The organism is Modestobacter lacusdianchii, assembly GCF_054177765.1.
In genome coordinates this window covers 21591-44408 of record NZ_JBJJTJ010000011.1, presented here as the reverse complement: position 1 = coordinate 44408, position 22818 = coordinate 21591, and the positions used below count along the sequence as shown (strand labels likewise).

Below are 22818 nucleotides of genomic sequence, written 5' to 3'. Positions count from 1 at the left end.
GACTGCACGCTAGGCGGCGCCCGGTCGGCGCACCAGCAGCGTCGCCGGGTGTCCGCCGGACCGCGCCTAGGCTGTCGTCCGTGGTCACCGCCCCGTCCGACGCCGTCGACCCGCTGGCGGCGCACGTCTGGTCGGTGCCGATGCGCACCCGCTTCCGCGGCATCGACACCCGCGACGGCGTGCTGGTGCAGGGCCCGGCCGGCTGGGGCGAGTTCTCCCCGTTCTGGGACTACGACGTCGCCGAGAGCCGCCGGTGGTGGCGGAGCGCGCACGAGGCCGCCGTCCTGGGCTGGCCCGACCCGGTGCGCGCGGCGGTGCCGGTGAACGTGACGGTGCCTGCGGTGGGGCCGGCGCAGGCGCACGCGATCGTGGCCGCGTCGGGTTGCCGCACGGCGAAGGTGAAGGTGGCCGAGCCCGGGCAGTCCGAGGCCGAGGACGAGGCGCGGGTGGAGGCGGTGCGCGACGCGCTCGGGCCGGACGGCGCGATCCGGGTCGACGCGAACACCGCCTGGGACGTCGACACCGCGGTCCGCCGGATCACCGCGCTGGACCGGGCCGGCCTGGAGTACGTCGAGCAGCCCTGCGCGACCGTCGAGGAGCTGGCCGCGGTGCGCCGGCGGGTCGACGTCCGGATCGCCGCCGACGAGGTGGTCCGCCGCGCCGCCGACCCGCTGCGGGTCGACCTGCGCGAGGCCGCCGACGTGGTGGTGCTCAAGGTGCAGCCGCTGGGTGGGGTGCGGGCCGCGCTCGCGGTGGCCGAGGCGCACGGGCTGCCCTGCGTGGTCTCCTCCGCGCTGGAGAGCTCGGTCGGCATCGCCGCCGGGGTCGCGCTGGCCGCGGCGCTGCCGGAGCTGCCGTTCGCCTGCGGGCTGGCCACCGTGGCGCTGTTCACCGGCGACGTGACCAGCGAGCCGCTGCTGCCGGTCGACGGTGCGCTGCCGGTGGTGCGTCCGGTGCCCGACCGGCTGGCCGAGGTGGCCGCCGACCCGGACACCCAGCAGCGCTGGCGCGCCCGGCTGGCGGCGGTGCAGGCCCGGTGAACCCGAGCACCGCCTTCGCCCGGGTGCTGGTCGACGAGCTGGTCCGCGGCGGCGTCACCGACGCGGTCGTCGCGCCCGGCTCGCGGTCGGCACCGGTGGCGCTGGCGCTGGCCGACGCCGAGGTGGCCGGCCGGCTGCGGCTGCACGTGCGGATCGACGAGCGGACGGCGTCCTTCCTGGCGCTGGGGCTGGCCAAGTCCGCCGGCCGCCCGGTGCCGGTGCTCACCACCTCCGGGACGGCGACCGCGCACCTGCACGCGGCGGTGCTGGAGGCGCACGAGAGCGGGGTGCCGCTGCTCGCGCTCACCGCCGACCGGCCGCCGGAGCTGCGGGCCACCGGCGCGAACCAGACGATCGACCAGGTCGGGCTCTACGGCGGCGCGGTGCGCTGGGCGCTGGACGTCGGGGTGCCCGAGCCCGGCCGGGAGGCCGCGCAGAACCGGTACTGGCGGTCGGTGGTGGCCAAGGCGCTGCTGGTCGCCCGCGGCGAGCTGTCCGGTGACCCGGGCCCGGTGCACCTCAACCTGGCCCTGCGCGAACCGCTGATGCCCACCGACGCCGCGCCCGGCGTCCGGCCGGCGCTGCCCGCGGGGGAGTTCGCCGGCCGGCCGGGCGGGGCGCCGTGGACCACGGCGGTCACCGACGGCAGCGCCCGGCGCAGCGCCCCGCTGACCGGCGTCGACCCGGCCGGGGGCGCCCGCACGCTGCTGGTCGCCGGCGATGCGCCGTCCGCGGTCGGGCGGGCTGCGGCGGTCGTCGCCGACCAGCGCGGCTGGCCGGTGCTGGCCGAGCCGAGCAGCGGCGCCTGGGGTGCCGCCGGTGCGCTCCGCGGGCCGGCGCTGCTGCTGGGCGCCGCTGACTGGCTGGCCGCGCACCGCCCCGACCGGGTCGTGGTGGTCGGCCGGCCGACGCTGTCCCGGCCGGTCAACGCGCTGCTGGGCGACCCGGCGGTGAGCGTGGAGACCTACGGCCCGACGCCGCGCTGGGCCGACCCGGGGCGGGGGAGCAGCGTGGTCGGCAGCGCGCAGCTCGACCCGGGCCTGGCGCTGCGCGAGGTGGGCCCGCGTCCGGCGGCGGGTTCGGTGGCCGGGGGCTGGGCCGCGGCCTGGGCCGACGCGGCCGCCCGGGTGGGCCGGGCGGTGGACGCCGAGCTCGACGAGCACGCCGGCCGGGGGCTGACCGCCGCGCGGCTGGCCCGCGACCTGGTCGCCACGCTGCCCGCCGGGGCGCTGCTGGTGCTCGGCTCCTCGACGCCGGTGCGTGACGTCGACCGGCTCGCCGTCCCGCGCCCGGGGTTGACCGTGCTGGCCAACCGGGGCGTCGCCGGGATCGACGGCACGATCTCCACCGCGGTCGGTGCGGCGCTGGCCCACCAGGGCGCCGGTGGCGGCCCGGCGTTCGCGCTGATGGGCGACCTGACCTTCCTGCACGACCTGACCGGGCTGCTGCCCGGCTCCGGCGAGCCGCGGCCGGACCTCACCGTCGTCGTCCCGGACAACGACGGGGGCGGGATCTTCGCCCAGCTGGAGCCGGGGCAGCCGCAGTACGCGGCCAGCTACCAGCGGGTGTTCGGCACGCCGCACGGCCGCGACCTGGTCGCGGTGGCCCGGTCGCTGGGCTGGGCGGCGACCGCGGTCAGCGACGCCGCGCAGCTGGTGGCGGCGCTCGGCGCAGGCGGGCCGCGGGTGGTCGTCGTCCGCACCGACGCCGCGGCCGAGGCCGCGCTGGCGGTGCGGCTGCGCGAGGCTGCCGCGGCGGCGCTGGCCGAGCTGCAGCCCTAGCTCTGGGCGAGCGGGCGCAGGTCGGTCGCCGGGGCCGCCTGGGACTGCAGCAGCTGCTCGGCCTCCGCGGCCTCCAGCGGCTTGGCGAACAGCCAGCCCTGGGCCAGGTCGCAGCGCTCGGCGCGCAGCAGGTCGCGCTGGGCGCCGGTCTCCACGCCCTCGGCGACGACCTCCAGCCCCAGCGTGCGGCCCAGCTGGACCAGGCCGTGCACGATCGCGGCGTCCGCGCCGGCCTCGTCGAGCAGGCCGACGAAGGAGCGGTCGATCTTGAGCACGTCCACGTCGAACTGCCGCAGGTAGCTCAGCGACGAGTAGCCGGTGCCGAAGTCGTCCAGCGCCAGCCGGGTGCCCAGGGCGCGCAGCTCCGACAGCCGCTCGGCCACCGCGTCCGGGTCGGTGACCAGCGCCGTCTCGGTCACCTCCAGCACCAGTGAGGACGGCGCGATGCCGCTGGCGGTCAGCGCCTCGGCGACCTGCTCGACCAGCGTGCCGCCGGCCAGCTGCCGCGCGGAGACGTTCACCGCCATCGACAGCGGCGGCGACCCGGGGTGCGCGCGCTGCCACCGGGCGGCGGTGCGGGTGGCCTCGGCCAGCACCCAGCGGCCGATCGGCACGATGTGGCCGGAGTCCTCGGCGACCGGGACGAACCGGTCCGGCCCGATCGCGCCCAGCGTGGGGTGCTGCCAGCGCAGCAGGGCCTCGAACCCGACGACCCGTTCGGTCTGCAGGTCCACGACCGGCTGGTAGACCAGCCGCAGCTGGCCGGCGGCCAGCGCCCCGCCCAGCTCCCGCTCCAGCTCGATCCGCTCCAGCGCGGCGGCGCGCATCTCCGGGTCGAAGACCACCCAGGTGGCGCGGCCGGCGGCCTTGGCCCGGTACATGGCGATGTCGGCGTCCCGGAACAGCGACAGTGGGGTGGCCTCGGGTTCGGCGGCGACGATGCCGATGCTCGCGCCGACGGTCACCCGGTGGCCGCCCAGGTCCACCGGCTCGCCGATCACCCGCAGCAGCCGTTCGGCCAGCGAGGCGGCGGCCGGCAGCCCGCCGCGGGTGTCGTCGACGAGCACGGCGAACTCGTCGCCGCCCAGCCGGGAGACGGTGTCCGCGGCGCGGACCACGCCGAGCAGCCGGCCGGCGACCGTCCGCAGCAGCTCGTCGCCGGCGAGGTGGCCGAGGCTGTCGTTGACGTCCTTGAAGCCGTCGAGGTCCAGGCAGAGCACGATCGGGGCGGTGCCGTTGCGGCCCGCCCGGCGCAGCGCCTGCTCGGTGTGGTCGAGGAACAGCGAGCGGTTGGCCAGCCCGGTCAGGCCGTCGTAGAAGGCCTGGTGGGCCAGCTCCTGCTCGGCCTCCTTGCGGGCGGTGATGTCGTACACGCCGACCACGATCCCGCCGACGTCCGGGTCGCTGAGCAGGTCCACCGCCCGGCCGCCCAGCCACACCACCCCGCCGCGGGGGTGTCCGCCACGCAGCTCGAGCTCCACCGGCTCACCCGGCACGGAGCCGGCCCGGTCCAGCACCGCGCGCACGTCGGCCGGGTCGATGCCCAGCCCGCCCAGCAGGTCGGGCAGCGAGCACCCGGCCGACGCCGGCCGGCCGAGCATGTCGGTGAGCGTGGTGGAGTCGGCGGTGAGCCGGCCGGCCAGGTCGACGACCACCACGGCGTCCGAGGAGTTGACGGCCAGCGCCTCGAACCGCCGGGCCTGGGAGTCCACCAGCGCCCGGGCGCGGGCGCTGTCGGAGAGCAGCCGCTGGGCACGGACGACCATCAGGGCGGTCAGCGTGACGGTGGCGAGCAGGCCGGGGAGCGGGTCGATGTCGGTGCCCGTCAGCCACGCCCGCACCTCGAACGCGCCGGGGACCAGCAGCGGCAGGAACGCCAGGACCATCCGCACCCGACCGACGACCGTGTCCGACGACTCCCGCGCCCGCCCGGCGGGGCCCTGCCGCGTCGCCCACGGCACGGCCGCCAGCAGCAGCGCCCCGACCAGCCAGCCGGCGTCCAGCCAGCCGCTGACGGTCTCCGCGGAGGCCAGCAGCAGCCAGGCCATGTCCGAGCCCAGCCACGCCGCCGTGCCGAGGCCCAGCAGCAGGGCGGGCCGGGTGAGCTGCGAGCGCAGCACCACCCCGCGGACGACGAGCCCGAGGGCCACCGCGTCCAGCACCGGGTACGCCGCCCAGGCGACCTTGGTGAGGAGCGGCAGGGTGTCGTCGGTCAGGGTGGACTGCACCGAGCTCTGCCAGACGACGAGGAGGGCGACCACGAGCACGGCGGCGCCGTCGAGCAGCGAGTGGAACCGCGCCCGGTCGCCGGCGTCGTCGTCGCGGGCGTACAGCGTGAGCGCGATGCCCAGGGCGACGTAGGAGGCGAGGTAGGCCGGGTCGCCCAGCGACACGTCCGGTGCGCTGCCCGCGACCCAGGACTGCACCTGCCAGACCACGTCGCCGACCGCGTTGAGGGTGACGGTGGCGGCGAACCAGCGGCCGGCGCGGCCGGCCGAGCGGCGCCGCACCCCGACCCAGGCGGCGACGGCGGCCCCGACGGTGACGACCTGGTAGGTGACGGAGGCGAACGTCGTCCCGTCGGTCACGACGACCACCGAGACCAGGACGGCGGCGAGCAGCAGCCACGCGGTGGCGACGGTCCTGCCGCGGTGGTGCGCCGTCCAGCTGGCCATGTCCTGGGTCCCTCGGTCGGTGATGCTGACCTGGAGCGTTTCGGAACATCGACGCGCTGTCTTCACCTGACCGGGTCATCCGCCGGTCCGTCCACCCCGTCCGGGGGAGGTCGCTCAGTCCTCCAGCGCAGCCTGGAAGGCGGCGAACTTGGCCTGGGTCTCGGCGAGCTCGGCGATCGGGTCGGAGCCGGCGACGATCCCGCAGCCGGCGAACAGCCGCGCCTGCCGGCCGCCGTCGGCGCCGGTCAGCTCCGCGCAGCGCAGCGCCAGCCCGAACTCGCCGTCCCCGCGGGAGTCCAGCCAGCCCACCGGGCCGGCGTACCGCCCGCGGTCCATCCCCTCCAGCTCGCCGATCACCCGGGCCGCCGTGGCCCGCGGGCTGCCGCAGACCGCGGCGGTGGGGTGCACGGCGCCGACCAGCTCGAGCAGCCCGGCGGCGTCGCCGTCCCGCTGGCGGCCGCGGACGTCGCTGGCCAGGTGCCGCACGTTGGGCAGCGTGAGCACCTCCGGCTGGGCGGGCACGACCAGCTCCTCGACGTGCGGGCGCAGCGCGTCGGCCAGGGAGTCGACGGCGTAGGCGTGCTCGGCGTGGTCCTTGGCCGAGGCCTGCAGGTCGGCGGCCAGGCGGTCGTCCTCGGGGCCGGCGCCGCGGGGGGCGGTGCCGGCCAGGACCCGGGAGTCGATGTCGCGGCCGGTGCGCCGCAGCAGCAGCTCGGGGGTGGCGCCGAGCAGGCCGTCGACCGCGAAGGTCCAGGTGTCGGGGAACCGGTCGGCCAGCCGGAGCAGCAGCCGCCGGGGGTCCAGCGGGCGGTCGGCGGTGACCAGCAGGTCGCGGGCGAGCACCACCTTGTCCAGCTCCCCGGCGCCGATCCGGGCGACCGCCCTGGCCACGGCGCCGCACCAGGCCATCGGGTCCAGGGCGCCGTCGGCGTAGGCCAGCCGGCCGATGGAGGTGGCGGCGTGCTGCGGTGAGGTCTCGACCACCGCGTGGTGGTCGTCGGCGTCCCCGGTGACGGTCACCCAGGTCTGCCCGTCGCGCCGGCCGACCACGACCTCCGGGACGACGAACACCGACGTCCCGGCCGCGGTGTCGAAGGCGATCGAGCCGAACACGACCGGGCCGGAGCCGGGCACGCCGAGCGGGTCGTCGACGACGGTGCGGGCGCAGCGGTCGGCCCACCAGGCGGCGGCCTCGGCCAGCGCGCCGGGCCCGGAGACCTCCAGCCGGTCGGCCTCGCCCCAGGCGACCAGGCCCTCGCCGCGGCGCACCCAGGCCAGGGCGCCGTCCCGGGGGAGCAGGGTGAGCAGCGGGGTGCGGCGGGCGCCCAGCGGGGTGGTGGTGACGGCGGCCTTGCCCTCGGTGGTGCTGACGGCTGCCGTGGTCACCGCTCCAGCGTAGGAGGGGCGCAGGTAGCGTCGCCGACGTGGCGACCTTTGGAGGACCTGAGGCGGCGGGGGTGCGGGCCGGGCTGGACAAGCGCCCGGCGGAGGTCGCCGCGATGTTCGACCGGGTCGCCGGCCGGTACGACCTGACCAACACGGTGCTCTCCGGCGGCCTGGACGCCGGCTGGCGGCGGGCCACCCGCGAGGCGCTCGGCGCCCGCCCCGGCTCGACCGTCCTGGACGTCGCCGCCGGCACGGCCGTCTCCACCGTCGAGCTCGCGGCCGGCGGGGTGCACGCCATCGCCTGCGACTTCTCCCAGGGCATGCTCCGGGCCGGGGCCTCGCGCCCGGTGCCCAAGGTCGCCGGCGACGCCATGGCGCTGCCGCTGGCCGACGAGAGCGTGGACGGCGTGGTCATCTCCTTCGGCCTGCGCAACGTGGCCGACCCGCAGGCGGCGCTGCGCGAGTTCGCCCGGGTGACCCGGCCGGGCGGCACGCTGGTGGTCTGCGAGTTCTCCAGCCCGGTGTGGCGGCCGTTCCGCACCGTCTACACCGAGTACCTGATGCGCGCGCTGCCGCAGATCGCCCGGGCGGTGAGCAGCAACCCGGAGGCGTACGTGTACCTGGCCGAGTCGATCCGGGCGTGGCCGCCGCAGCCGGAGCTGGCGCGCTGGCTGCAGGGTGCCGGGTGGGGCGGCGTCGAGTGGCGCGATCTGACCGGCGGGGTCGTCGCCCTGCACCGCGGCACCCGCCTCTAGTCCTCGGCCCGCCCGCCGGCCGCGCCTACGGCCGATGCGGGCCTGCGCTCGGTGGGTCCCAGGACGGCCGCCAGCGTCGCCGCGGCGCCGCGCTGCTCGACCGCGTTCGTCCCGATCAGCCCGGCGTGCACGATCAGCGACTTCCACAGCGCCCAGCCGCGGCCGCGGGCCCAGGTGCCGTCGTCGACGTCCAGGCCGGCGCGGAACGCCTCCCGGCTGTCGCCGTCCAGGAGCGTCCACGCGATGACCAGGTCGCACGCCGGGTCGCCGACGCCGCAGGTGCCGAAGTCGAGGACGGCGGCCAGCCGGCCGTCGCGCACCAGCAGGTTGCCGGCCGCGACGTCGCCGTGGAACCAGCGCGGCGGCCGGTCCCAGCTGGTCGACAGGGCGTCGGCCCAGACCGCCGCGGCGGCCGCGCCGTCGATCGTGTCGCCGAGCACCTCGATCGCCTGGCGGGTCTGCGCGTCGTACCCGGTGAGCGGGGCGCCGCGGAGCCAGGTGTGCGGTCCGGCCGGTGGGCCGCCCGCGGGGTCGACGTCCTGCAGGGCGGTCAGGAAGGCGGCGAGGTCGGTGGCGAGCGCGACCCGGTCGGCCACGGGGGCGGCGGCCGCGTCCTCGCCGTCCAGCCAGCGGTGCACCGACCACGGCCACGGGAAGCCCTCGCCCGGCGTGCCCCGTCCGAGCGGGACCGGGATCGGCAGCGGCAGGTGCGGGGCCAGCCGGGGCAGCCACTCCTGCTCCTTGCGCACCTGCGCGGCGTAGGCCTGCGCGCTGGGCAGCCGGACGAGCAGCTCGGTGCCGAGCCGGAAGGTGCGGTTGTCCCAGCCACCCGGCTCGACCCGCACCACCGGCAGGTCGGCCCAGGCGGGGAACTGCGCGGCGACCAGCCGGCGCACCAGCGGGACGTCGATCCGCACGTCGGTCACGGCGTCACCGTGCCCCGCGGCGGCCGGCGCGGCCACCGGTTTCCGGTGTCATGGGGAGTCGCCGAACCCCCGTAGGGGACGGCCGGTACCTGGAGTTCGCTGTCGGCGCGCTGTGCTGTGCATCTGACAGGCGTCGGCCCTGCTCTGTCTGGCCCTTCCGCTCCACCTGGCCGCCTCTGCTCCGTCTGCCTGGTCGCTCTGCTCTGTCTGGTCGCTCTCCTCTGTCCGGTCGCCTCTGCTCTGTCTGGTCGCTCTGCTTCGTCCGGTCGCCGTCTGTCCGGTCGCCGTCTGTCCGGTCGCGTTGCTCCCTCCGGTCGCCCTGGTCCGTCTGTCCCTTCCGTTCCACCTGGCCGTCTCTGGTCCGTCCGGCCGCCCCTGCTGTGTCCGGTCGCGCTGCTTCGTCCAGCCGCCCGCATGGAGGTCGGACGGTGCCCGAAGCGCAAGCCCGGACTGCCGCGATGAGCTGCAGGAACTGTCGTACCCCGGCCGTAGGTTCGGGGTGTGTTCGAGGCCGGTGGGTTCGGGGTGGGGGTGACGGTGTCGCGTGCCCGCCGGTCGGCGCCGGCTCCGTTGCCTCCGTTGCCGCCGGGGGTGACGCGGCGTCGGAGCCGGTTGTCGGAGGTGTTGGAGCCGGCGGGGTTCTCCGACGCTGGTCTGGCTGGTGAGCTGGCCTCGATCGCGGATGTGCGGGCGCAGTTGGCCGCCTATGAGGCGGCGGTGGTGGCGGAGTTGGCCCGCCGTCGGCCGGCCTGCTCGGATCCGGGTGACGGTGAGCCGGGGCATGCGGTGGCGGGCTGGTTGCCGGAGCCGGCTCCGGTGGGGGTGGGGGAGTTCTTCGCCGATGAGCTGGCGGTCGTGGCTGGGGTGTCGCGTACGGCGGCGACGGTGCTGGCGGAGCGGTCGCTGGTGTTGGTGCACGAGCTGCCGGCGACGTGGGCTGCGTTGGCCGATTCGCTGATCGATCCGCCGCGGGCGAGTGCGATCGCCAGGGCGCTGGGTGGGCAGTCGGTGGATGCCGGTGGGGTGGTCGACCCGGGTGTGGTGGCGGAGGTCGAGGCGCAGGCGCTCGGGTGGGCGCGTGCGGGGGAGACCCCGCGCCGGCTGCAGGAGCGGGCGGCGGCGGCGTTGATCGCGGCGGATGAGGCGGCGGCGGACCGGCGGCGGAAGAAGGCCGAGCGGCTGGCCGACGTGACGGTGCGTGGTCTGCCGGATGGGATGGCGGAGCTGACCGCGACCCTGCCTGCCCCGGTGGCCGCTGCATGCCGGGAGGCGGTGGACGGCTACGCCCGGATGGCCAAGGCAGACGGGGACGGGCATCCGGTCGGGCAGCTGCGGACGATGGTGCTGGCCGATCTGATCCTGCGGCCCTGGGACACCTCGCGCGAGCCGGTCACCGCGCACCTGTCCGTCCTCGCCCCGCTGCCGGTGTTCCCCACCAGCCCGACCGGGCATGGCGGCCCGACCGGGCACGCAGGCCCGTCCGCGCAGGCAGGCCCGACCGCGCCGGCCGGCCCGACCGGGCATGGGAGCCCGGCTGGGTGTGCAGACCCGGCTGCGTACGCCGAGGCGGATGCGGCGACGGTGGACGGGGCGCCGATCACCGCCGCTCAGCTGCGGGAGCTGCTCGAGCAGCTGGACGCGCTCTGCCCGGGTGGGTTGCAGGCGCCGGCCGGTGGCACGTTGGGCATCTCGCTGGTCGATCCGGCCACCGGCGGACTCCGCGCGACCGTCAGCCGCCCAGAACTCGAACGACTGGCCCGCCGCGGCTGCCCTGACCACCCGCCGGAAACCGAGTGCGGCTGCGCGGTACTGGACCGGCCACCACCGGTCGACCGGTACGAACCGACCCCGGCGCAACGCCGGTTCCTCCAGGCCCGGGACCGCACCTGCCGGCATCCCGGCTGCCGTCGACCGGCCGCCCGCACCGACCTGGACCACGTCTGCGCCCACCGCGACGGCGGCGCCACCGACTGCACCAACCTCTGTTGCCTGTGCCGCCGGCACCACCGGCTCAAGACCCACGCCCCGGGCTGGCGGTACCGGATGACCCCCGACGGCACCCTGCACGTCACCACGCCCTCCGGCGTCACCCGCACCACCCGACCACCCGGCCTCCGACTCGCCGCCCAGCTGATCGGCACCGGGGCACCACCGGACGCCGACGACCCGCCACCCTTCTGACTCCTCAGCTGTGGGCAGCGCATGTGCCGGGTCGCGTGCGCTCTCACGTCGATGCCCTCGCCACCGGGTGGGCGGCTCGGCGTGGGCCGCGCGTGCGCTGGACCGGGCTCGCCCCCAGATCGATGACCTCGCCGGCGCTCGGGCGGTTCGCCGTGAGCGGAGCGTGCGGCGGTTTTCGCGGTGGGGCACCGGGCACGGGAGGCGGCATGACCACTCCTGCGCCCCAGCCGCCCTCGCCGTCCCCGTCGCCGACCGACCCGGTGTCCCCGCCGTCCCCGGCGCCGGTCCCGACCCCCGGCCCCACCGACCCGACCGCCCCGCCGCCGGCCCCCAGCCCCGGCCCGCTGTGACCTGACGTCCCAGCTCAGCACGGCATCAGGACCCTCGGTGTGAACTCGGTCACCGGGGGTCCTGGCGTTCCGGTGCGTTGCATGGATAGGCTTCGACCGCTCGACTTTGTGAAGTAGTTCACAAGCACTGCTCCGGTGTCCCGGGGCCGAGTGGAGGTCGTCTCCGTGGTCTGCACGACGAGGTGCACACCCGACGCGGGTGCCGCAGCGATGCCTGCTGCGGCCACCGCCGAGGGGGTGAGTCGCCGCTGATGCTGTCGAACTACGTGCCGCTCGTCGGCCTCTTCGTGCTGGCCGCGGGGTTCGCGCTCTTCTCGGTGACGGCCGCCCCGTTCATCGGCCCACGCCGGTACAACCGCGCCAAGCTCGAGGCCTACGAGTGCGGCATCGAGCCGGTCGACCAGCCGCTCACCGGCGGCCGGGTCCCGGTCAAGTACTTCCTCACCGCGATGTTGTTCATCGTCTTCGACATCGAGATCGTCTTCCTCTACCCGTGGGCGGTCGCCAACGACGCCCTCGGGCTCTTCGGCCTCATCGAGATGGCCGTCTTCATCGCCACCGTCTTCATCGCCTACGCCTACGTCTGGCGCCGCGGCGGACTGGAGTGGGAGTGACCGGCCTGCGCCGGGCCCCGGCGACGGCCGCACCCGGACCGACGGCAGCCCGCGCCACGGCACCCGGACCGACGGCAGCCCGCGCCACGGCACCCGGACCGACCGCAGCCCGCGCCACGGCACCCGGACCGACCGCAGCCCGCGCCACGGCACCCGGACCGCCCGCAGTCAGGCCGGCGGCACCCCGTGCGACCGCACCCAGGGACGGAGGGTCCTGATGGGCCTCGAGGAGAAGCTGCCCAGCGGCGTCCTGCTCACCAGCGTCGAGAAGCTGGTCAACTGGACCCGCAAGTCCTCGCTGTGGCCGGCCACCTTCGGCCTGGCCTGCTGCGCGATCGAGATGATGGCCTCGGGCGCCGGCCGCTACGACCTGGCCCGCTTCGGGATGGAGGTCTTCCGCGCCTCCCCGCGCCAGGCCGACCTGATGATCGTCGCCGGCCGGGTCAGCCAGAAGATGGCGCCGGTCCTGCGCCAGATCTACGACCAGATGCCCGAACCCCGCTGGGTGCTCGCGATGGGCGTGTGCGCCAGCTCCGGCGGCATGTTCAACAACTACGCGATCGTCCAGGGCGTCGACCACGTCGTCCCGGTGGACATGTACCTGCCCGGCTGCCCGCCCCGGCCGGAGATGCTCACCGACGCCATCCTCAAGCTGCACCACAAGATCCAGCACGAGCCGCTCGGCGCGAAGCGGGCCCGCCAGCTGGCCGCCGCCCGGGCCGACGGCACCGCACCCGACCTGCACCTGGAGATGCCCTCCAGCGTGCGGGTCGACCCGGCGGCCCGGCGGGCCTACGAGCAGGCCGCCGCCGAGGGGCGCACCGGGCAGTTCGCCATCGAGCAGCGGGGCGGCAACGCCGTCGTCCTGCCCGGCTCCGGAGCCCCGCGATGACCGACGGCTTCCGCCGGGGCGCGTTCGGCGTCACCGGCAGCGGGGACACCTCCGGCTTCGGCGGCCTGGTGCGGGTGGAGCCCGGCGGCGCCGTCGCCCTGCACTCGACCGACCGGCCCTACGGCGGCTGGTTCGACGAGGTCGCCGACGCCCTGGCCGACGCCGTCGGGCACGCCACCTACGCCGCCGCCGTCCAGCGGGTGCTGGTCGACCGGGGCGAGATCACCTGGTTCGTGCACCGCGAGCACCTGCTCACCCTGCTCCAGGCACTGCGGGACGACGAGTCGCTGCGCTTCGAGCTGCTCTCCAGCGTCTCCGGCGTCGACCACGCCGACAGCGGCGGCCCGGCCGCGACGCCCGGCCGCCCCCGGCTGCACGTCGTCTACCACCTGACCTCGATGACCTACCGCCGCCGGATCCGGCTGGAGGTCGCGGTCACCGCCGAGGACGCGCACGTCCCCTCCGCCGTCCACGTCTACCCGACGGCGGACTGGCACGAGCGGGAGACCTGGGACATGTTCGGCGTCGTCTTCGACGGCCACCCGGCGCTGACCCGGATCCTCATGCCCGACGACTGGGAGGGCCACCCCCAGCGCAAGGACTACCCGCTCGGGGGTGTCCCGGTCGAGTACAAGGGCGCCCAGATCCCGCCGCCCGACGAGCGCCGGAGCTACCGATGACCACCACGCAGGACCCGTACGCCGGCTCCCGGCAGACCACCGAGGGCCGGGTCTACACGGTCACCGGCGGCGACTGGGACCAGACCTTCGGCGCCGACACACACGACGACGAGCGGCTGGTCGTCAACATGGGCCCGCAGCACCCCTCCACGCACGGGGTGCTGCGGCTGGTGCTCGACCTCGAGGGCGAGACGGTCACCAAGGCCCGCGTCGTCATCGGCTACCTGCACACCGGCATCGAGAAGACGGCGGAGTACCGCACCTGGACCCAGGGCACGACGCTGGTCACGCGGATGGACTACCTGGCCCCGCTGTTCAACGAGACCGCCTACTGCCTGGGCGTGGAGAAGCTGCTGAGCATCGAGGTGCCGCAGCGCGCGCAGACGATCCGGGTGCTGGTGATGGAGCTCAACCGGATCGCCTCGCACCTGGTGGGCCTGGCCACGTTCGGCATGGAGATGGGCGCGCTCACCGGCATGACCAACGGCTTCCGGGAGCGGGAGCTGGTGCTCGACCTGCTGGAGGAGATCACCGGGCTGCGGATGAACCACGCCTACGTCCGTCCCGGCGGCCTGGCGCAGGACCTCCCCGAGGGTGCCGTCGAGCACGTCCGCGAGTTCCTCACCGTCATGCCCGAGCGGATCGCCGGCCTGCACCGGCTGCTCACCGGCCAGCCCATCTGGCAGCGCCGGCTCAAGGACGTCGGCTGGCTCGACGTGACCGGCTGCGTCGCCCTCGGGGTGACCGGGCCGGTGCTGCGCTCGGCCGGGCTGCCCTGGGACCTGCGCAAGGTCGAGCCCTACTGCGGCTACGAGACCTACGACTTCGAGGTGCCGACCGCCGACAGCTCCGACGCCTGGGGCCGCTACCTGGTGCGGGTGGCCGAGATGCAGGAGTCGCTGAAGATCGTCGCCCAGGCGCTGGACCGGCTGGAGCCCGGCCCGGTGATGGTCGAGGACAAGAAGATCGCCTGGCCGGCCCAGCTGTCGCTCGGCGCCGACGGCATGGGCAACTCCCTCGACCACGTGCGGCACATCATGGGCCAGTCGATGGAGGCCCTGATCCACCACTTCAAGCTGGTCACCGAGGGCTTCCGGGTGCCGGCCGGCCAGGTCTACGCCGCCGTCGAGTCACCCCGCGGCGAGCTCGGCTACCACGTGGTCAGCGACGGCGGCACCCGCCCGTTCCGGGTGCACGTCCGCGACCCCAGCTTCGTGAACCTGCAGGCCACCGCGGCGATGAGCGAGGGCGGCATGATCGCCGACGTCATCGCCGCGATCGCCTCGATCGACCCGGTGATGGGGGGCGTCGACCGATGAGCCAGCGCGCATCCAGGCAGCACAGCAGCGCCGCGCCAGCGGCGTCGACGAGCGCCAGCGAGGTGACGACGTGAGCGCCCTGCCCGGTTCGTACGAGGGGACGGCGGTCACCGGGCTGGACTCCAGCCCGGTGGAGCCCGCCGCCCCGGACCTGCCGCCGCTGACCGCGCAGACCGAGGCCGAGGCGCGCGAGGTCATGGCCCGCTACCCGCAGCCCCGCTCCGCGCTGCTGCCGATGCTGCACCTGGTGCAGTCGGTGCAGGGCTACGTCTCACCCGAGGGCGTCGGCTTCTGCGCCCGGCTGCTCGGCCTGACCAAGGCCGAGGTCGGCGCGGTCGCGACCTTCTACACGATGTACAAGCGGCACCCGACCGGCCGGCACCTGGTCAGCGTCTGCACCAACACGCTCTGCGCCGTCCTCGGCGGGCAGCGGATCTACGACGCCGTCTCCGCCGACCTGGGCGTGGGCCACGACCAGACCGCCGCCGACGGCTCGGTCACCCTGGAGCACGCCGAGTGCCTGGCCGCCTGCGACTACGCGCCGGTGGTCACCGTCGACTACGAGTTCTACGACCAGCAGGACGTCGAGTCGGCCCGTGCGCTGGTGGCCGCGCTGCGCCGGGGCGAGAAGCCGGCACCGACCCGGGGCGCGCCGCTCACCGACTTCCGTGGCATCTCCCGCCAGCTCGCCGGCTTCTCCCAGCACGCCGACGCCGCCGCCGAGCGCGCCGCGATCGACGCCCCGTCGGCCGGTGAGCCGACGCTGGTCGGGGTCCGGCTCGCCGCCGAGCGCGGCGAGGTGGCCCCGCCCATGGGCGATGCCCACCCCGAACAGGCACCCGAGCCGGACGTCGAGCCCGCGGCAGGGACGGGGGAGACGCAGAGCGAGCAGGCCGCGGACACCGCCGTCGCCTCCGCGGACACCCCGGCCGAGCGGGCCGGCGCCGCCCAGCACCACCCCGACGCCCCCGAGCCGGCCGGCCGCCAGCCGGCCGAGCGCGGCCGCGAGGGCACCGACACGCCGGCCGGCCACTCCCAGGCCGTGGCCGGCGACGCGAGAGAGCGGGAGGCCTGAGATGCCGCTGACCCCTGTGCTCACGGCGCGGTTCGCCGAACCGCGGTCGTGGACGCTGGACACCTACGAGCGCACCGACGGCTACCGGGCGCTCCGGTCGGCGCTGGCGATGGCACCGGACGACGTCGTCGCCCTGGTCAAGGACTCCGGGCTGCGCGGCCGCGGCGGCGCGGGCTTCCCGACCGGCATGAAGTGGAGCTTCATCCCGCAGCCCAAGCCGGGGGAGACCCCGACCGGCCCGGCCGCGGCCCCCAAGTACCTGGTGGTCAACGCCGACGAGGGCGAACCCGGCACCTGCAAGGACGTGCCGCTGATGATGGCCGACCCGCACTCGCTGGTGGAGGGGGTGATCATCACCGCCTACGCGATCCGCTCGCACTTCGCCGTCATCTACGTCCGCGGCGAGGCGGTGCACGCCCACCGCCGGCTGATGGCCGCCGTCCAGGAGGCCTACGCCGCGGGCTACCTCGGCAGCGACGTGCTGGGCTCGGGCTACGACCTCGAGCTGGTGGTGCACGCCGGCGCGGGCGCCTACATCTGCGGCGAGGAGACCGCGCTGCTGGACTCGCTGGAGGGCTACCGCGGCCAGCCTCGGCTCAAGCCGCCGTTCCCCGCCGTCGCCGGCCTCTACGGCTCCCCGACGGTGATCAACAACGTGGAGACGCTGGCCAGCGTCCCCTACGTCGTCCGCGGCGGCGCCGAGTGGTTCAAGACGATGGGCCCGGAGAAGTCGCCCGGCCCGAAGATCTACTCCCTCTCCGGCCGGGTGGTGCGCCCCGGCCAGTACGAGGCCCCGATGGGGACGACGATGCGCGAGCTGCTGGCCATGGCCGGCGGCGTGCGGCCCGGGCACGAGCTCAAGTTCTGGACGCCGGGCGGCAGCTCCACCCCCTACTTCACCGCCGAGCACCTCGACGTCCCGCTGGACTTCGACTCGGTGGCCAAGGCCGGCTCGATGCTCGGCACCACCGCGCTGATGGTCTTCGACGAGACCGACTCCATCGTGGAGGCGACCCTGCGGTTCACCGAGTTCTACGCGCACGAGAGCTGCGGCAAGTGCACCCCGTGCCGGGAGGGCACCTACTGGCTGGTCCAGATCCTGGACCGGCTGGTGCGCGGGGAGGGCCGGGCCGCCGACCTGGACCTGCTCACCGACACCTGCGACAACATCCTGGGCCGCTCGTTCTGCGCCCTCGGCGACGGCGCGACCAGCTGCATCGCCAGCTCGCTGAAGTACTTCAAGGACGACTACGTCGCGCTGCTGCCGGCTGACGAGCAGGCCCGTCTGGGCCGGTCGCTGCGGCTCGAGCCGGTTGGAGCACCCTCATGACCCTCACCCCGGCCACCCCGGAGCCCGCGCCGGCGCTCCCGCCGGGCGCTCCCGGCCCGCACACCCCGCCGGACGCCGTGCACTGCACCATCGACGGCTTCCCGGTCGCGGTGCCCAAGGGCACGCTGATCATCCGGGCGGCCGAGATGATCGGCGTGCAGATCCCGCGGTTCTGCGACCACCCGCTGCTCGACCCGATCGGCGCCTGCCGGCAGTGCCTGGTGGAGGTGGAGGGCCAGCGCAAGCCGGTCGCCTCCTGCACCACCCCGGTCGCCCCGGACATGGTGGTGCAGACCCAGCTGAGCAGCCCCGTCGCGGACAAGGCCCAGCAGGGCACGATGGAGCTGCTGCTGGTCAACCACCCGCTCGACTGCCCGGTCTGCGACAAGGGCGGCGAGTGTCCGCTGCAGAACCAGGCGATGAGCAACGGGCGCGCCGAGACGCGGTTCGTGGAGACCAAGCGCACCTACCCGAAGCCGCTGCCGATCAGCTCCCAGGTGCTGCTGGACCGCGAGCGCTGCGTGCTGTGCGCCCGCTGCACCCGGTTCAGCCAGCAGGTCGCCGGCGACCCGTTCATCGAGCTGTTCGAGCGCGGCGCCCTGGAGCAGGTGGCGGTCTACGAGGACGAGCCGTTCGAGTCCTACTTCTCCGGCAACACCACCCAGATCTGCCCGGTCGGCGCGCTCACCAGCGCCACCTACCGGTTCCGCGCCCGCCCGTTCGACCTGCGCAGCGAGCCCAGCGTCTGCGAGCACTGCGCCAGCGGCTGCGCCCAGCGCACCGACTACCGGCGCGGCACGGTGACCCGGCGGCTGGCCGGCGACGACCCCGCGGTCAACCAGGAGTGGAACTGCGACAAGGGCCGCTACGCCTTCCGGTACGCCAGCAGCAACGAGCGGCTGATGACGCCGCTGGTCCGGCGGGACGGCGAGCTGCAGCCCGCCTCCTGGCCGGAGGCCTGGGCCGCCGCGGCCGACGGGCTGCGCCGGGCGCGGCAGGCCGGCGGGGTCGGCGTGCTGCCCGGCGGCCGGCTGACCGTCGAGGACGCCTACGCCTACGCCACCTTCGCCCGGGTCGCGCTGGGCACCAACGACGTCGACGCCCGGGCCCGCGCGCACTCCGCCGAGGAGCTGGCCTTCCTGACCACCCACGTCGCCGGCACCGCCCCGGGCGCCGGGGCGGTCACCTACGACGACCTGTCCGCCGCACCCGCGGTGCTGCTGGTCGGGTTCGAGCCGGAGGAGGAGTCGCCGATCGTCTTCCTGCGGCTGCGCCGGGCGGTCCGCACCGCCGGCCTGCAGGTGTTCGACGTCGCGCCGTTCGCCACCCGGGCGGCGGAGAAGCTGCAGGCCACCGTGCTGCCGACGGTCCCCGGCCAGGAGACCCGGCTGCTGGCCCGGCTCGCGGCCAACCCGGTGGACGGCGTGCTGGCCGAGGTGGCCACCGCGCTGTTCCGGCCCGGCGCGGTCGTGCTGGCCGGCGAGCGGCTGGCCGAGGTGCCCGGCGCGTTCAGCGCGCTGACCGCACTCGCCGCCGAGACCGGCGCCCGGATCGGCTGGGTGCCGCGCCGGGCGGGCGAGCGGGGCGTGGTCGAGGTCGGCGCGCTGCCCACCCTGCTGCCCGGCGGCCGCACCGTGACCAGCGCCGCCGACCGTGCGGCGGTGGCCCAGCGGTGGGGGGCCGAGGTGCCGGCCACCCCGGGCCGTGACCTCACCGGCATCCTCACCGCCGTCCGGGACGGTGCGCTGGGCGGCCTGCTCGTCGGCGGGGTCGCCCCCCCCCACCTGCCCGACCCGCTGCTCGCCGAGCAGGCGCTGGCCGCGGCCGGGTTCGTGGTCAGCCTGGAGCTGTTCCCCTCCGCGGTCACCGCCCGCGCCGACGTCGTCCTGCCGGTCGCCGCCGCGCCGGAGAAGGCCGGCGCCTACCTCGACTGGGAGGGCCGGGTCCGCCCGTTCGACGCGACGCTGCACGGCACCGGCCAGCTCAGCGACGGCCGGGTGCTGCAGGGCATCGCCGAGCACCTGGGCCTGGACCTGCGGCTGGGCTCGGTCAGCGAGGTCCGGGCCGAGCTGGTCGCCCTCGGCGGCGCGGCCTCCGCCCCGGAGGTGCCCGCGGCCGACATCGCGCCCGGCCCGCTGCCGCAGCTCGCCGAGGACGAGGCGGTGCTCGCCTCCTGGCGGCAGCTGGTCGACGTCGGCACCCTGCAGCGCGAGGAGCCCGCGCTGGCCGGGACCGCCCGCCCGCCGGCCGCCCGGCTGGGCAAGGACGCCGCCCGCCGGCTGGGCGTCGCCGACGGCGATCCGCTCACCGTCACCGGTCCGGCCGGGGCGATCACCCTGCCGGTGCGGCTGGTCGACATGCCCGACGGCGTCGTCTGGCTGCCGATGCGCTCCCCGGGCAGCGAGGTGCGCAGCCAGCTCGGTGCCGGTCCCGGCTCCGTCGTCCGGCTGGCGGGGCCGCCGCCCACCCCGGCCGGCGCGACGTCCCTGTCCAGCCTGCGGGAGGCCCAGGAGTGACCGTCTTCGCCGCCGCCGACTCCCCGACGCTGGAGGACTTCGGCAACGACGTGTGGTGGATCGTGCTCATCAAGATCGTCGGCATCTTCGGGGTGCTGGTGCTGATGACGCTGTTCGCCATCGTCTTCGAGCGCAAGGTCGTCGCCCGGATGCAGCAGCGGATCGGCCCCAACCGGGTCGGCCCCCGCGGCTACCTGCAGAGCCTCGCCGACGGCCTGAAGCTGGCGTTCAAGGAGGACATCATGCCGGCGCTGGCCGACCGGCCGGTGTACTTCCTGGCCCCGGTCATCGCCACCATCCCGGCGTTCCTGGCCTTCTCGGTGATCCCGCTCGGCCCGACGGTGAGCATCTTCGGCGAGCGCACCCCGCTGCAGCTCACCGATGCCCCCATCGGCGTGCTCATCGTGCTGGCCTGCTCGGCGATGGGGGTCTACGGGATCGTGCTCGGCGGCTGGGCCTCCGGGTCGACGTACCCGCTGCTGGGCTCGCTGCGCAGCGCGGCCCAGATGGTCAGCTACGAGATCGCCATGGGCCTGTCGATCGTGGCGGTGTTCCTGTACGCGGGCTCGATGTCCACCTCGGAGATCGTCGCCGCGCAGGCCGACGGCACGCAGCTGTCGTTCTTCGGCCTGGAGTTCACCGGACCCAGCTGGTTCGCCGTCCTGCTGCCGGTCTCCTTCGTCATCTACGTGATCGCCGTGGTCGGGGAGACCAACCGGGCGCCGTTCGACCTCCCCGAGGCCGAGAGCGAGCTGGTCGGCGGCTTCCACACCGAGTACTCGTCGCTGAAGTTCGCGCTGTTCTTCCTGGCCGAGTACATCAACATCGTCACCGTCTCCGCGCTGGCCGCGACGCTCTTCCTCGGCGGCTGGCGGGCACCGTGGCCGATATCGATCTGGGACGGCGCCAACACCGGCTGGTGGCCGCTGCTGTGGTTCCTGGCCAAGGTCGTGGTCGCGCTGTTCGTCTTCGTCTGGCTGCGCGGCACGCTGCCCCGGCTGCGCTACGACCAGTTCATGCGCTTCGGCTGGAAGGTGCTGGTGCCCACCGCGCTGGCCTGGATCCTGGTCGTCGCGACCATGCGCACCGTGTCCCGGGAGACCGACCTGGACGGCGGCCAGGTCGCCGTCTTCGTCGGGGTGCCGATCGCCCTGGTCGTGCTCGGCGGGCTGCTGCTCGCCTCCCGGACGAGGAACCGGGACACCCGGGTCGTGGCCCGCGCCGCCGCTGCCGGGGCGCCGACCCCGGCCGAACCGCAGGTGCTGGCCCCGCGTGGCCGCGACCGCGCCGCCGGGGGGTTCCCGGTGCCGCCGATGGACCTGGTCGTGCCGCCCTCGCCCCGGCTGCGCAGCCGGGAGACGGTCGGCGCCGGCACGGTCGTCGGCACCGGCCGCCGCGGCTCCGGCGCGGCCGACCCCACCCCGACCAGCGAGGAGGACGGCGATGCCTGACCAGTCGGTCCCCGACCAGTCCGTGCCCGACCGGACACCCGCCCGCCGGGAGGGCGGCGCCCTCGACCGGCCGGCCGGCGGCGCGGCCCCGGCGACCAGCGGCAAGCGCAGCAGCTGGCTGCCCGGGCCCGCCCAGGGCTTCGGGGTCACCTTCGCCACCATGTTCAAGAAGGTGACCACCGAGCAGTACCCGGAGGTCCCGAAGCAGACGAAGCCGCGCTACCACGGCCGACACGTGCTCAACCGGCACCCCGACGGCCTGGAGAAGTGCGTGGGCTGCGAGCTGTGCGCCTGGGCCTGCCCGGCCGACGCGATCTACGTGGAGGGCGGGGACAACACCGAGGACGCCCGCTACTCCCCGGGTGAGCGGTACGGCCGCGTCTACCAGATCAACTACCTGCGCTGCATCTTCTGCGGGCTGTGCATCGAGGCCTGCCCCACCCGCTCGCTGACGATGAGCAACGACGTCGAGCTGGCCGACGACGACCGGCAGGCGCTGATCTACACCAAGGAACAGCTGATGGCCCCGCTGCTGCCGGGCATGGAGCAGCCGCCGCACCCGATGCGGCTGGGCACCGACGAGCAGGACTACTACCTCCGCGTCCCGGAGGCCTCCTCGCCGGCCGAGCCGGTGGTCGGGGAGCGGGCATGACCGTTCTGGCGGCAGCCGCCGACACCGGCGTGATCATCGGCACGGGGGAGACCGTCGTCTTCTGGGTGCTGGCGCCGATCGCGCTGGCCGGCGCGCTGGGCATGGTGCTGTCGAAGAACGCCGTGCACTCCGCGCTCTGGCTGGTCAACACCATGCTGGCGCTGGGCGTCTTCTACGTCGTCCAGGAGGCGCCGTTCCTCGGCGCGGTGCAGATCATCGTCTACACCGGCGCGATCATGATCCTGTTCCTCTTCGTGCTGATGCTGGTCGGCCGCGAGGCATCGGACTCGGTGGTCGAGACGCTGCGCGGCCAACGGGTCGCGGCGATCGTGCTGGGCATCGGCTTCGCCGGGCTGGTCGGCGCCGGCGTCGCCCGGGCCACCGAGGACGCCGTGCTCACCGGGCTGGCCGGGGTGCAGGGCGGGGCCGGGGGTGCGGCCGACGGCAACGTCCAGGCGATCGCCGAGCTGCTGTTCACCCGGTACCTGCTGGCGTTCGAGGTCACCAGCGCCCTGCTGATCACGGCTGCGGTCGGCGCCATGGTGCTGGCGCACACCGAGCGCGAACCGGGCACCCGCCGCAGCCAGAAGGAGCTGTCCCGGGCCCGGTTCCTCACCGGCGACCACCCGCAGACCGAGCCCGGACCCGGCGTCTACGCCCGGGCCAACTCGATCGCCGCCCCGGGCCGGCTGCCCGACGGGACGCCGTCCGAGCGCAGCTTCGCCACCGGCGTGGAGCCCCAGGTCGTCGACGAGCTGCCGCGCACCGGCAGCACCGGCGCCGAGCGCGAGGGGATCGGCCACGCCGGCGGCACCGACGCGGCCCTCGGCACGCTCGGCGGCGGCACCACCGGCCCGGTCCCCGGCAGCGGAGAGGCAGCGCCCCGATGACGATCACCAACTACCTGGTGCTGGCGGCGATCCTGTTCACCATCGGCGCGGTCGGTGTGCTGGTGCGGCGCAACGCCATCGTCGTCTTCATGTGCGTCGAGCTGATGCTCAACTCGGTGAACCTGACCCTGGTCACCTTCGCCCGCTCGACCGGCACGCTCGACGGCCAGCTCATCGCCTTCTTCGTGATGGTGGTCGCCGCCGCCGAGGTCGTGGTCGGGCTGGCGATCATCATGTCGATCTACCGGACCCGCCGCTCGGCCTCCGTCGACGACGTCAACCTGCTGAAGTACTGAGCGGACGGG

The 22818-nt window shown here is 75.3% G+C and carries 18 protein-coding genes; 15 read left to right on the top strand and 3 right to left on the bottom strand.

What is annotated here, in order from left to right; all coding sequences use genetic code 11:
* Window positions 1-80 precede the first annotated feature (80 nt).
* Both ACJTNH_RS10125 and menD read left to right on the top strand, forming a co-directional pair.
* Window positions 81-1040 carry an o-succinylbenzoate synthase gene (locus tag ACJTNH_RS10125; protein ID WP_458175179.1) on the top strand — a complete coding sequence of 320 codons (960 nt, stop codon included), beginning with the start codon at window positions 81-83 and terminating at the stop codon, window positions 1038-1040.
* Window positions 1037-2821, top strand: a complete 1785-nt coding sequence (gene menD, locus ACJTNH_RS10120; protein WP_458175177.1) for a 2-succinyl-5-enolpyruvyl-6-hydroxy-3-cyclohexene-1-carboxylic-acid synthase — start codon at window positions 1037-1039, stop codon at window positions 2819-2821. The genes ACJTNH_RS10125 and menD overlap by 4 nt, the downstream gene beginning before the upstream one ends.
* Here menD and ACJTNH_RS10115 read toward each other — a convergent pair.
* Window positions 2818-5496: a putative bifunctional diguanylate cyclase/phosphodiesterase gene (locus ACJTNH_RS10115; protein WP_458175175.1), complete on the bottom strand. Its 2679-nt coding sequence runs from the start codon at window positions 5494-5496 to the stop codon at window positions 2818-2820. The genes menD and ACJTNH_RS10115 overlap by 4 nt on opposite strands.
* A 114-nt stretch (window positions 5497-5610) precedes the next feature.
* Window positions 5611-6882: an isochorismate synthase gene (locus ACJTNH_RS10110; protein WP_458175173.1), complete on the bottom strand. Its 1272-nt coding sequence runs from the start codon at window positions 6880-6882 to the stop codon at window positions 5611-5613.
* Window positions 6883-6920: 38 nt separating this feature from the next.
* Between ACJTNH_RS10110 and ACJTNH_RS10105 the strand changes: the two genes are divergently transcribed.
* Window positions 6921-7637, top strand: a complete 717-nt coding sequence (locus ACJTNH_RS10105) for a demethylmenaquinone methyltransferase (protein ID WP_458175171.1) — start codon at window positions 6921-6923, stop codon at window positions 7635-7637.
* Here the strand turns inward: ACJTNH_RS10105 and ACJTNH_RS10100 are convergent.
* Window positions 7634-8563, bottom strand: coding sequence for an aminoglycoside phosphotransferase family protein (locus ACJTNH_RS10100; RefSeq protein WP_458175169.1), 930 nt, complete (start codon window positions 8561-8563; stop codon window positions 7634-7636). The genes ACJTNH_RS10105 and ACJTNH_RS10100 overlap by 4 nt on opposite strands.
* Before the next feature lie 786 nt (window positions 8564-9349).
* On the opposite strand from ACJTNH_RS10100, the gene ACJTNH_RS10095 reads away from it, so the two are divergent.
* The 12 genes from ACJTNH_RS10095 (at window position 9350) to nuoK (ending at window position 22809) form a co-directional block, all read left to right on the top strand.
* A complete protein-coding gene (locus ACJTNH_RS10095) occupies window positions 9350-10744 on the top strand; it encodes an HNH endonuclease signature motif containing protein (protein WP_458175167.1) in 1395 nt (464 codons plus the stop codon).
* A 601-nt stretch (window positions 10745-11345) separates the two neighbouring features.
* On the top strand, window positions 11346-11708 hold the full coding sequence (locus ACJTNH_RS10090; protein ID WP_458175165.1) for an NADH-quinone oxidoreductase subunit A: 363 nt from the start codon (window positions 11346-11348) through the stop codon (window positions 11706-11708).
* A gap of 217 nt (window positions 11709-11925) precedes the next feature.
* Window positions 11926-12600: a NuoB/complex I 20 kDa subunit family protein gene (locus ACJTNH_RS10085; RefSeq protein ID WP_458175163.1), complete on the top strand. Its 675-nt coding sequence runs from the start codon at window positions 11926-11928 to the stop codon at window positions 12598-12600.
* On the top strand, window positions 12597-13280 hold the full coding sequence (locus ACJTNH_RS10080) for an NADH-quinone oxidoreductase subunit C (protein WP_458175161.1): 684 nt from the start codon (window positions 12597-12599) through the stop codon (window positions 13278-13280). Before ACJTNH_RS10085 ends, ACJTNH_RS10080 begins: the two co-directional genes overlap by 4 nt.
* Window positions 13277-14599 (top strand): NADH-quinone oxidoreductase subunit D, encoded by a 1323-nt coding sequence (locus ACJTNH_RS10075; RefSeq protein ID WP_458175159.1) that lies wholly within the window; start codon window positions 13277-13279, stop codon window positions 14597-14599. Before ACJTNH_RS10080 ends, ACJTNH_RS10075 begins: the two co-directional genes overlap by 4 nt.
* A gap of 70 nt (window positions 14600-14669) precedes the next feature.
* Entirely contained in the window at window positions 14670-15674 is a 1005-nt protein-coding gene (gene nuoE, locus ACJTNH_RS10070) for an NADH-quinone oxidoreductase subunit NuoE (protein WP_458175157.1), read from the top strand.
* A gap of 1 nt (window position 15675) precedes the next feature.
* On the top strand, window positions 15676-17004 hold the full coding sequence (nuoF, locus tag ACJTNH_RS10065) for an NADH-quinone oxidoreductase subunit NuoF (RefSeq protein WP_458175155.1): 1329 nt from the start codon (window positions 15676-15678) through the stop codon (window positions 17002-17004).
* A complete protein-coding gene (locus tag ACJTNH_RS10060; protein ID WP_458175153.1) occupies window positions 17001-19520 on the top strand; it encodes an NADH-quinone oxidoreductase subunit G in 2520 nt (839 codons plus the stop codon). Before nuoF ends, ACJTNH_RS10060 begins: the two co-directional genes overlap by 4 nt.
* Window positions 19517-20971, top strand: a complete 1455-nt coding sequence (gene nuoH / locus ACJTNH_RS10055; RefSeq protein ID WP_458175151.1) for an NADH-quinone oxidoreductase subunit NuoH — start codon at window positions 19517-19519, stop codon at window positions 20969-20971. Before ACJTNH_RS10060 ends, nuoH begins: the two co-directional genes overlap by 4 nt.
* A complete protein-coding gene (gene nuoI / locus ACJTNH_RS10050) occupies window positions 20964-21623 on the top strand; it encodes an NADH-quinone oxidoreductase subunit NuoI (protein WP_458175149.1) in 660 nt (219 codons plus the stop codon). Before nuoH ends, nuoI begins: the two co-directional genes overlap by 8 nt.
* Window positions 21620-22513, top strand: coding sequence for an NADH-quinone oxidoreductase subunit J (locus ACJTNH_RS10045; protein ID WP_458175147.1), 894 nt, complete (start codon window positions 21620-21622; stop codon window positions 22511-22513). The genes nuoI and ACJTNH_RS10045 overlap by 4 nt, the downstream gene beginning before the upstream one ends.
* On the top strand, window positions 22510-22809 hold the full coding sequence (gene nuoK, locus ACJTNH_RS10040) for an NADH-quinone oxidoreductase subunit NuoK (protein ID WP_458175145.1): 300 nt from the start codon (window positions 22510-22512) through the stop codon (window positions 22807-22809). The genes ACJTNH_RS10045 and nuoK overlap by 4 nt, the downstream gene beginning before the upstream one ends.
* Window positions 22810-22818 lie beyond the last annotated feature (9 nt).

Bases quoted from the DNA above. Each gene is read 5' to 3' on its own strand.
- ACJTNH_RS10080 (WP_458175161.1), top strand. From the start codon at position 12,597: ATGACCGACGGCTTCCGCCGGGGCGCGTTCGGCGTCACCGGCAGCGGG.
- ACJTNH_RS10075 (WP_458175159.1), top strand. From the start codon at position 13,277: ATGACCACCACGCAGGACCCGTACGCCGGCTCCCGGCAGACCACCGAG.
- ACJTNH_RS10085 (WP_458175163.1), top strand. From the start codon at position 11,926: ATGGGCCTCGAGGAGAAGCTGCCCAGCGGCGTCCTGCTCACCAGCGTC.
- ACJTNH_RS10060 (WP_458175153.1), top strand. From the start codon at position 17,001: ATGACCCTCACCCCGGCCACCCCGGAGCCCGCGCCGGCGCTCCCGCCG.
- ACJTNH_RS10045 (WP_458175147.1), top strand. From the start codon at position 21,620: ATGACCGTTCTGGCGGCAGCCGCCGACACCGGCGTGATCATCGGCACG.
- nuoK (WP_458175145.1), top strand. From the start codon at position 22,510: ATGACGATCACCAACTACCTGGTGCTGGCGGCGATCCTGTTCACCATC.
- ACJTNH_RS10115 (WP_458175175.1), bottom strand. From the start codon at position 5,496: ATGGCCAGCTGGACGGCGCACCACCGCGGCAGGACCGTCGCCACCGCG.
- ACJTNH_RS10090 (WP_458175165.1), top strand. From the start codon at position 11,346: ATGCTGTCGAACTACGTGCCGCTCGTCGGCCTCTTCGTGCTGGCCGCG.
- nuoF (WP_458175155.1), top strand. From the start codon at position 15,676: ATGCCGCTGACCCCTGTGCTCACGGCGCGGTTCGCCGAACCGCGGTCG.
- nuoI (WP_458175149.1), top strand. From the start codon at position 20,964: ATGCCTGACCAGTCGGTCCCCGACCAGTCCGTGCCCGACCGGACACCC.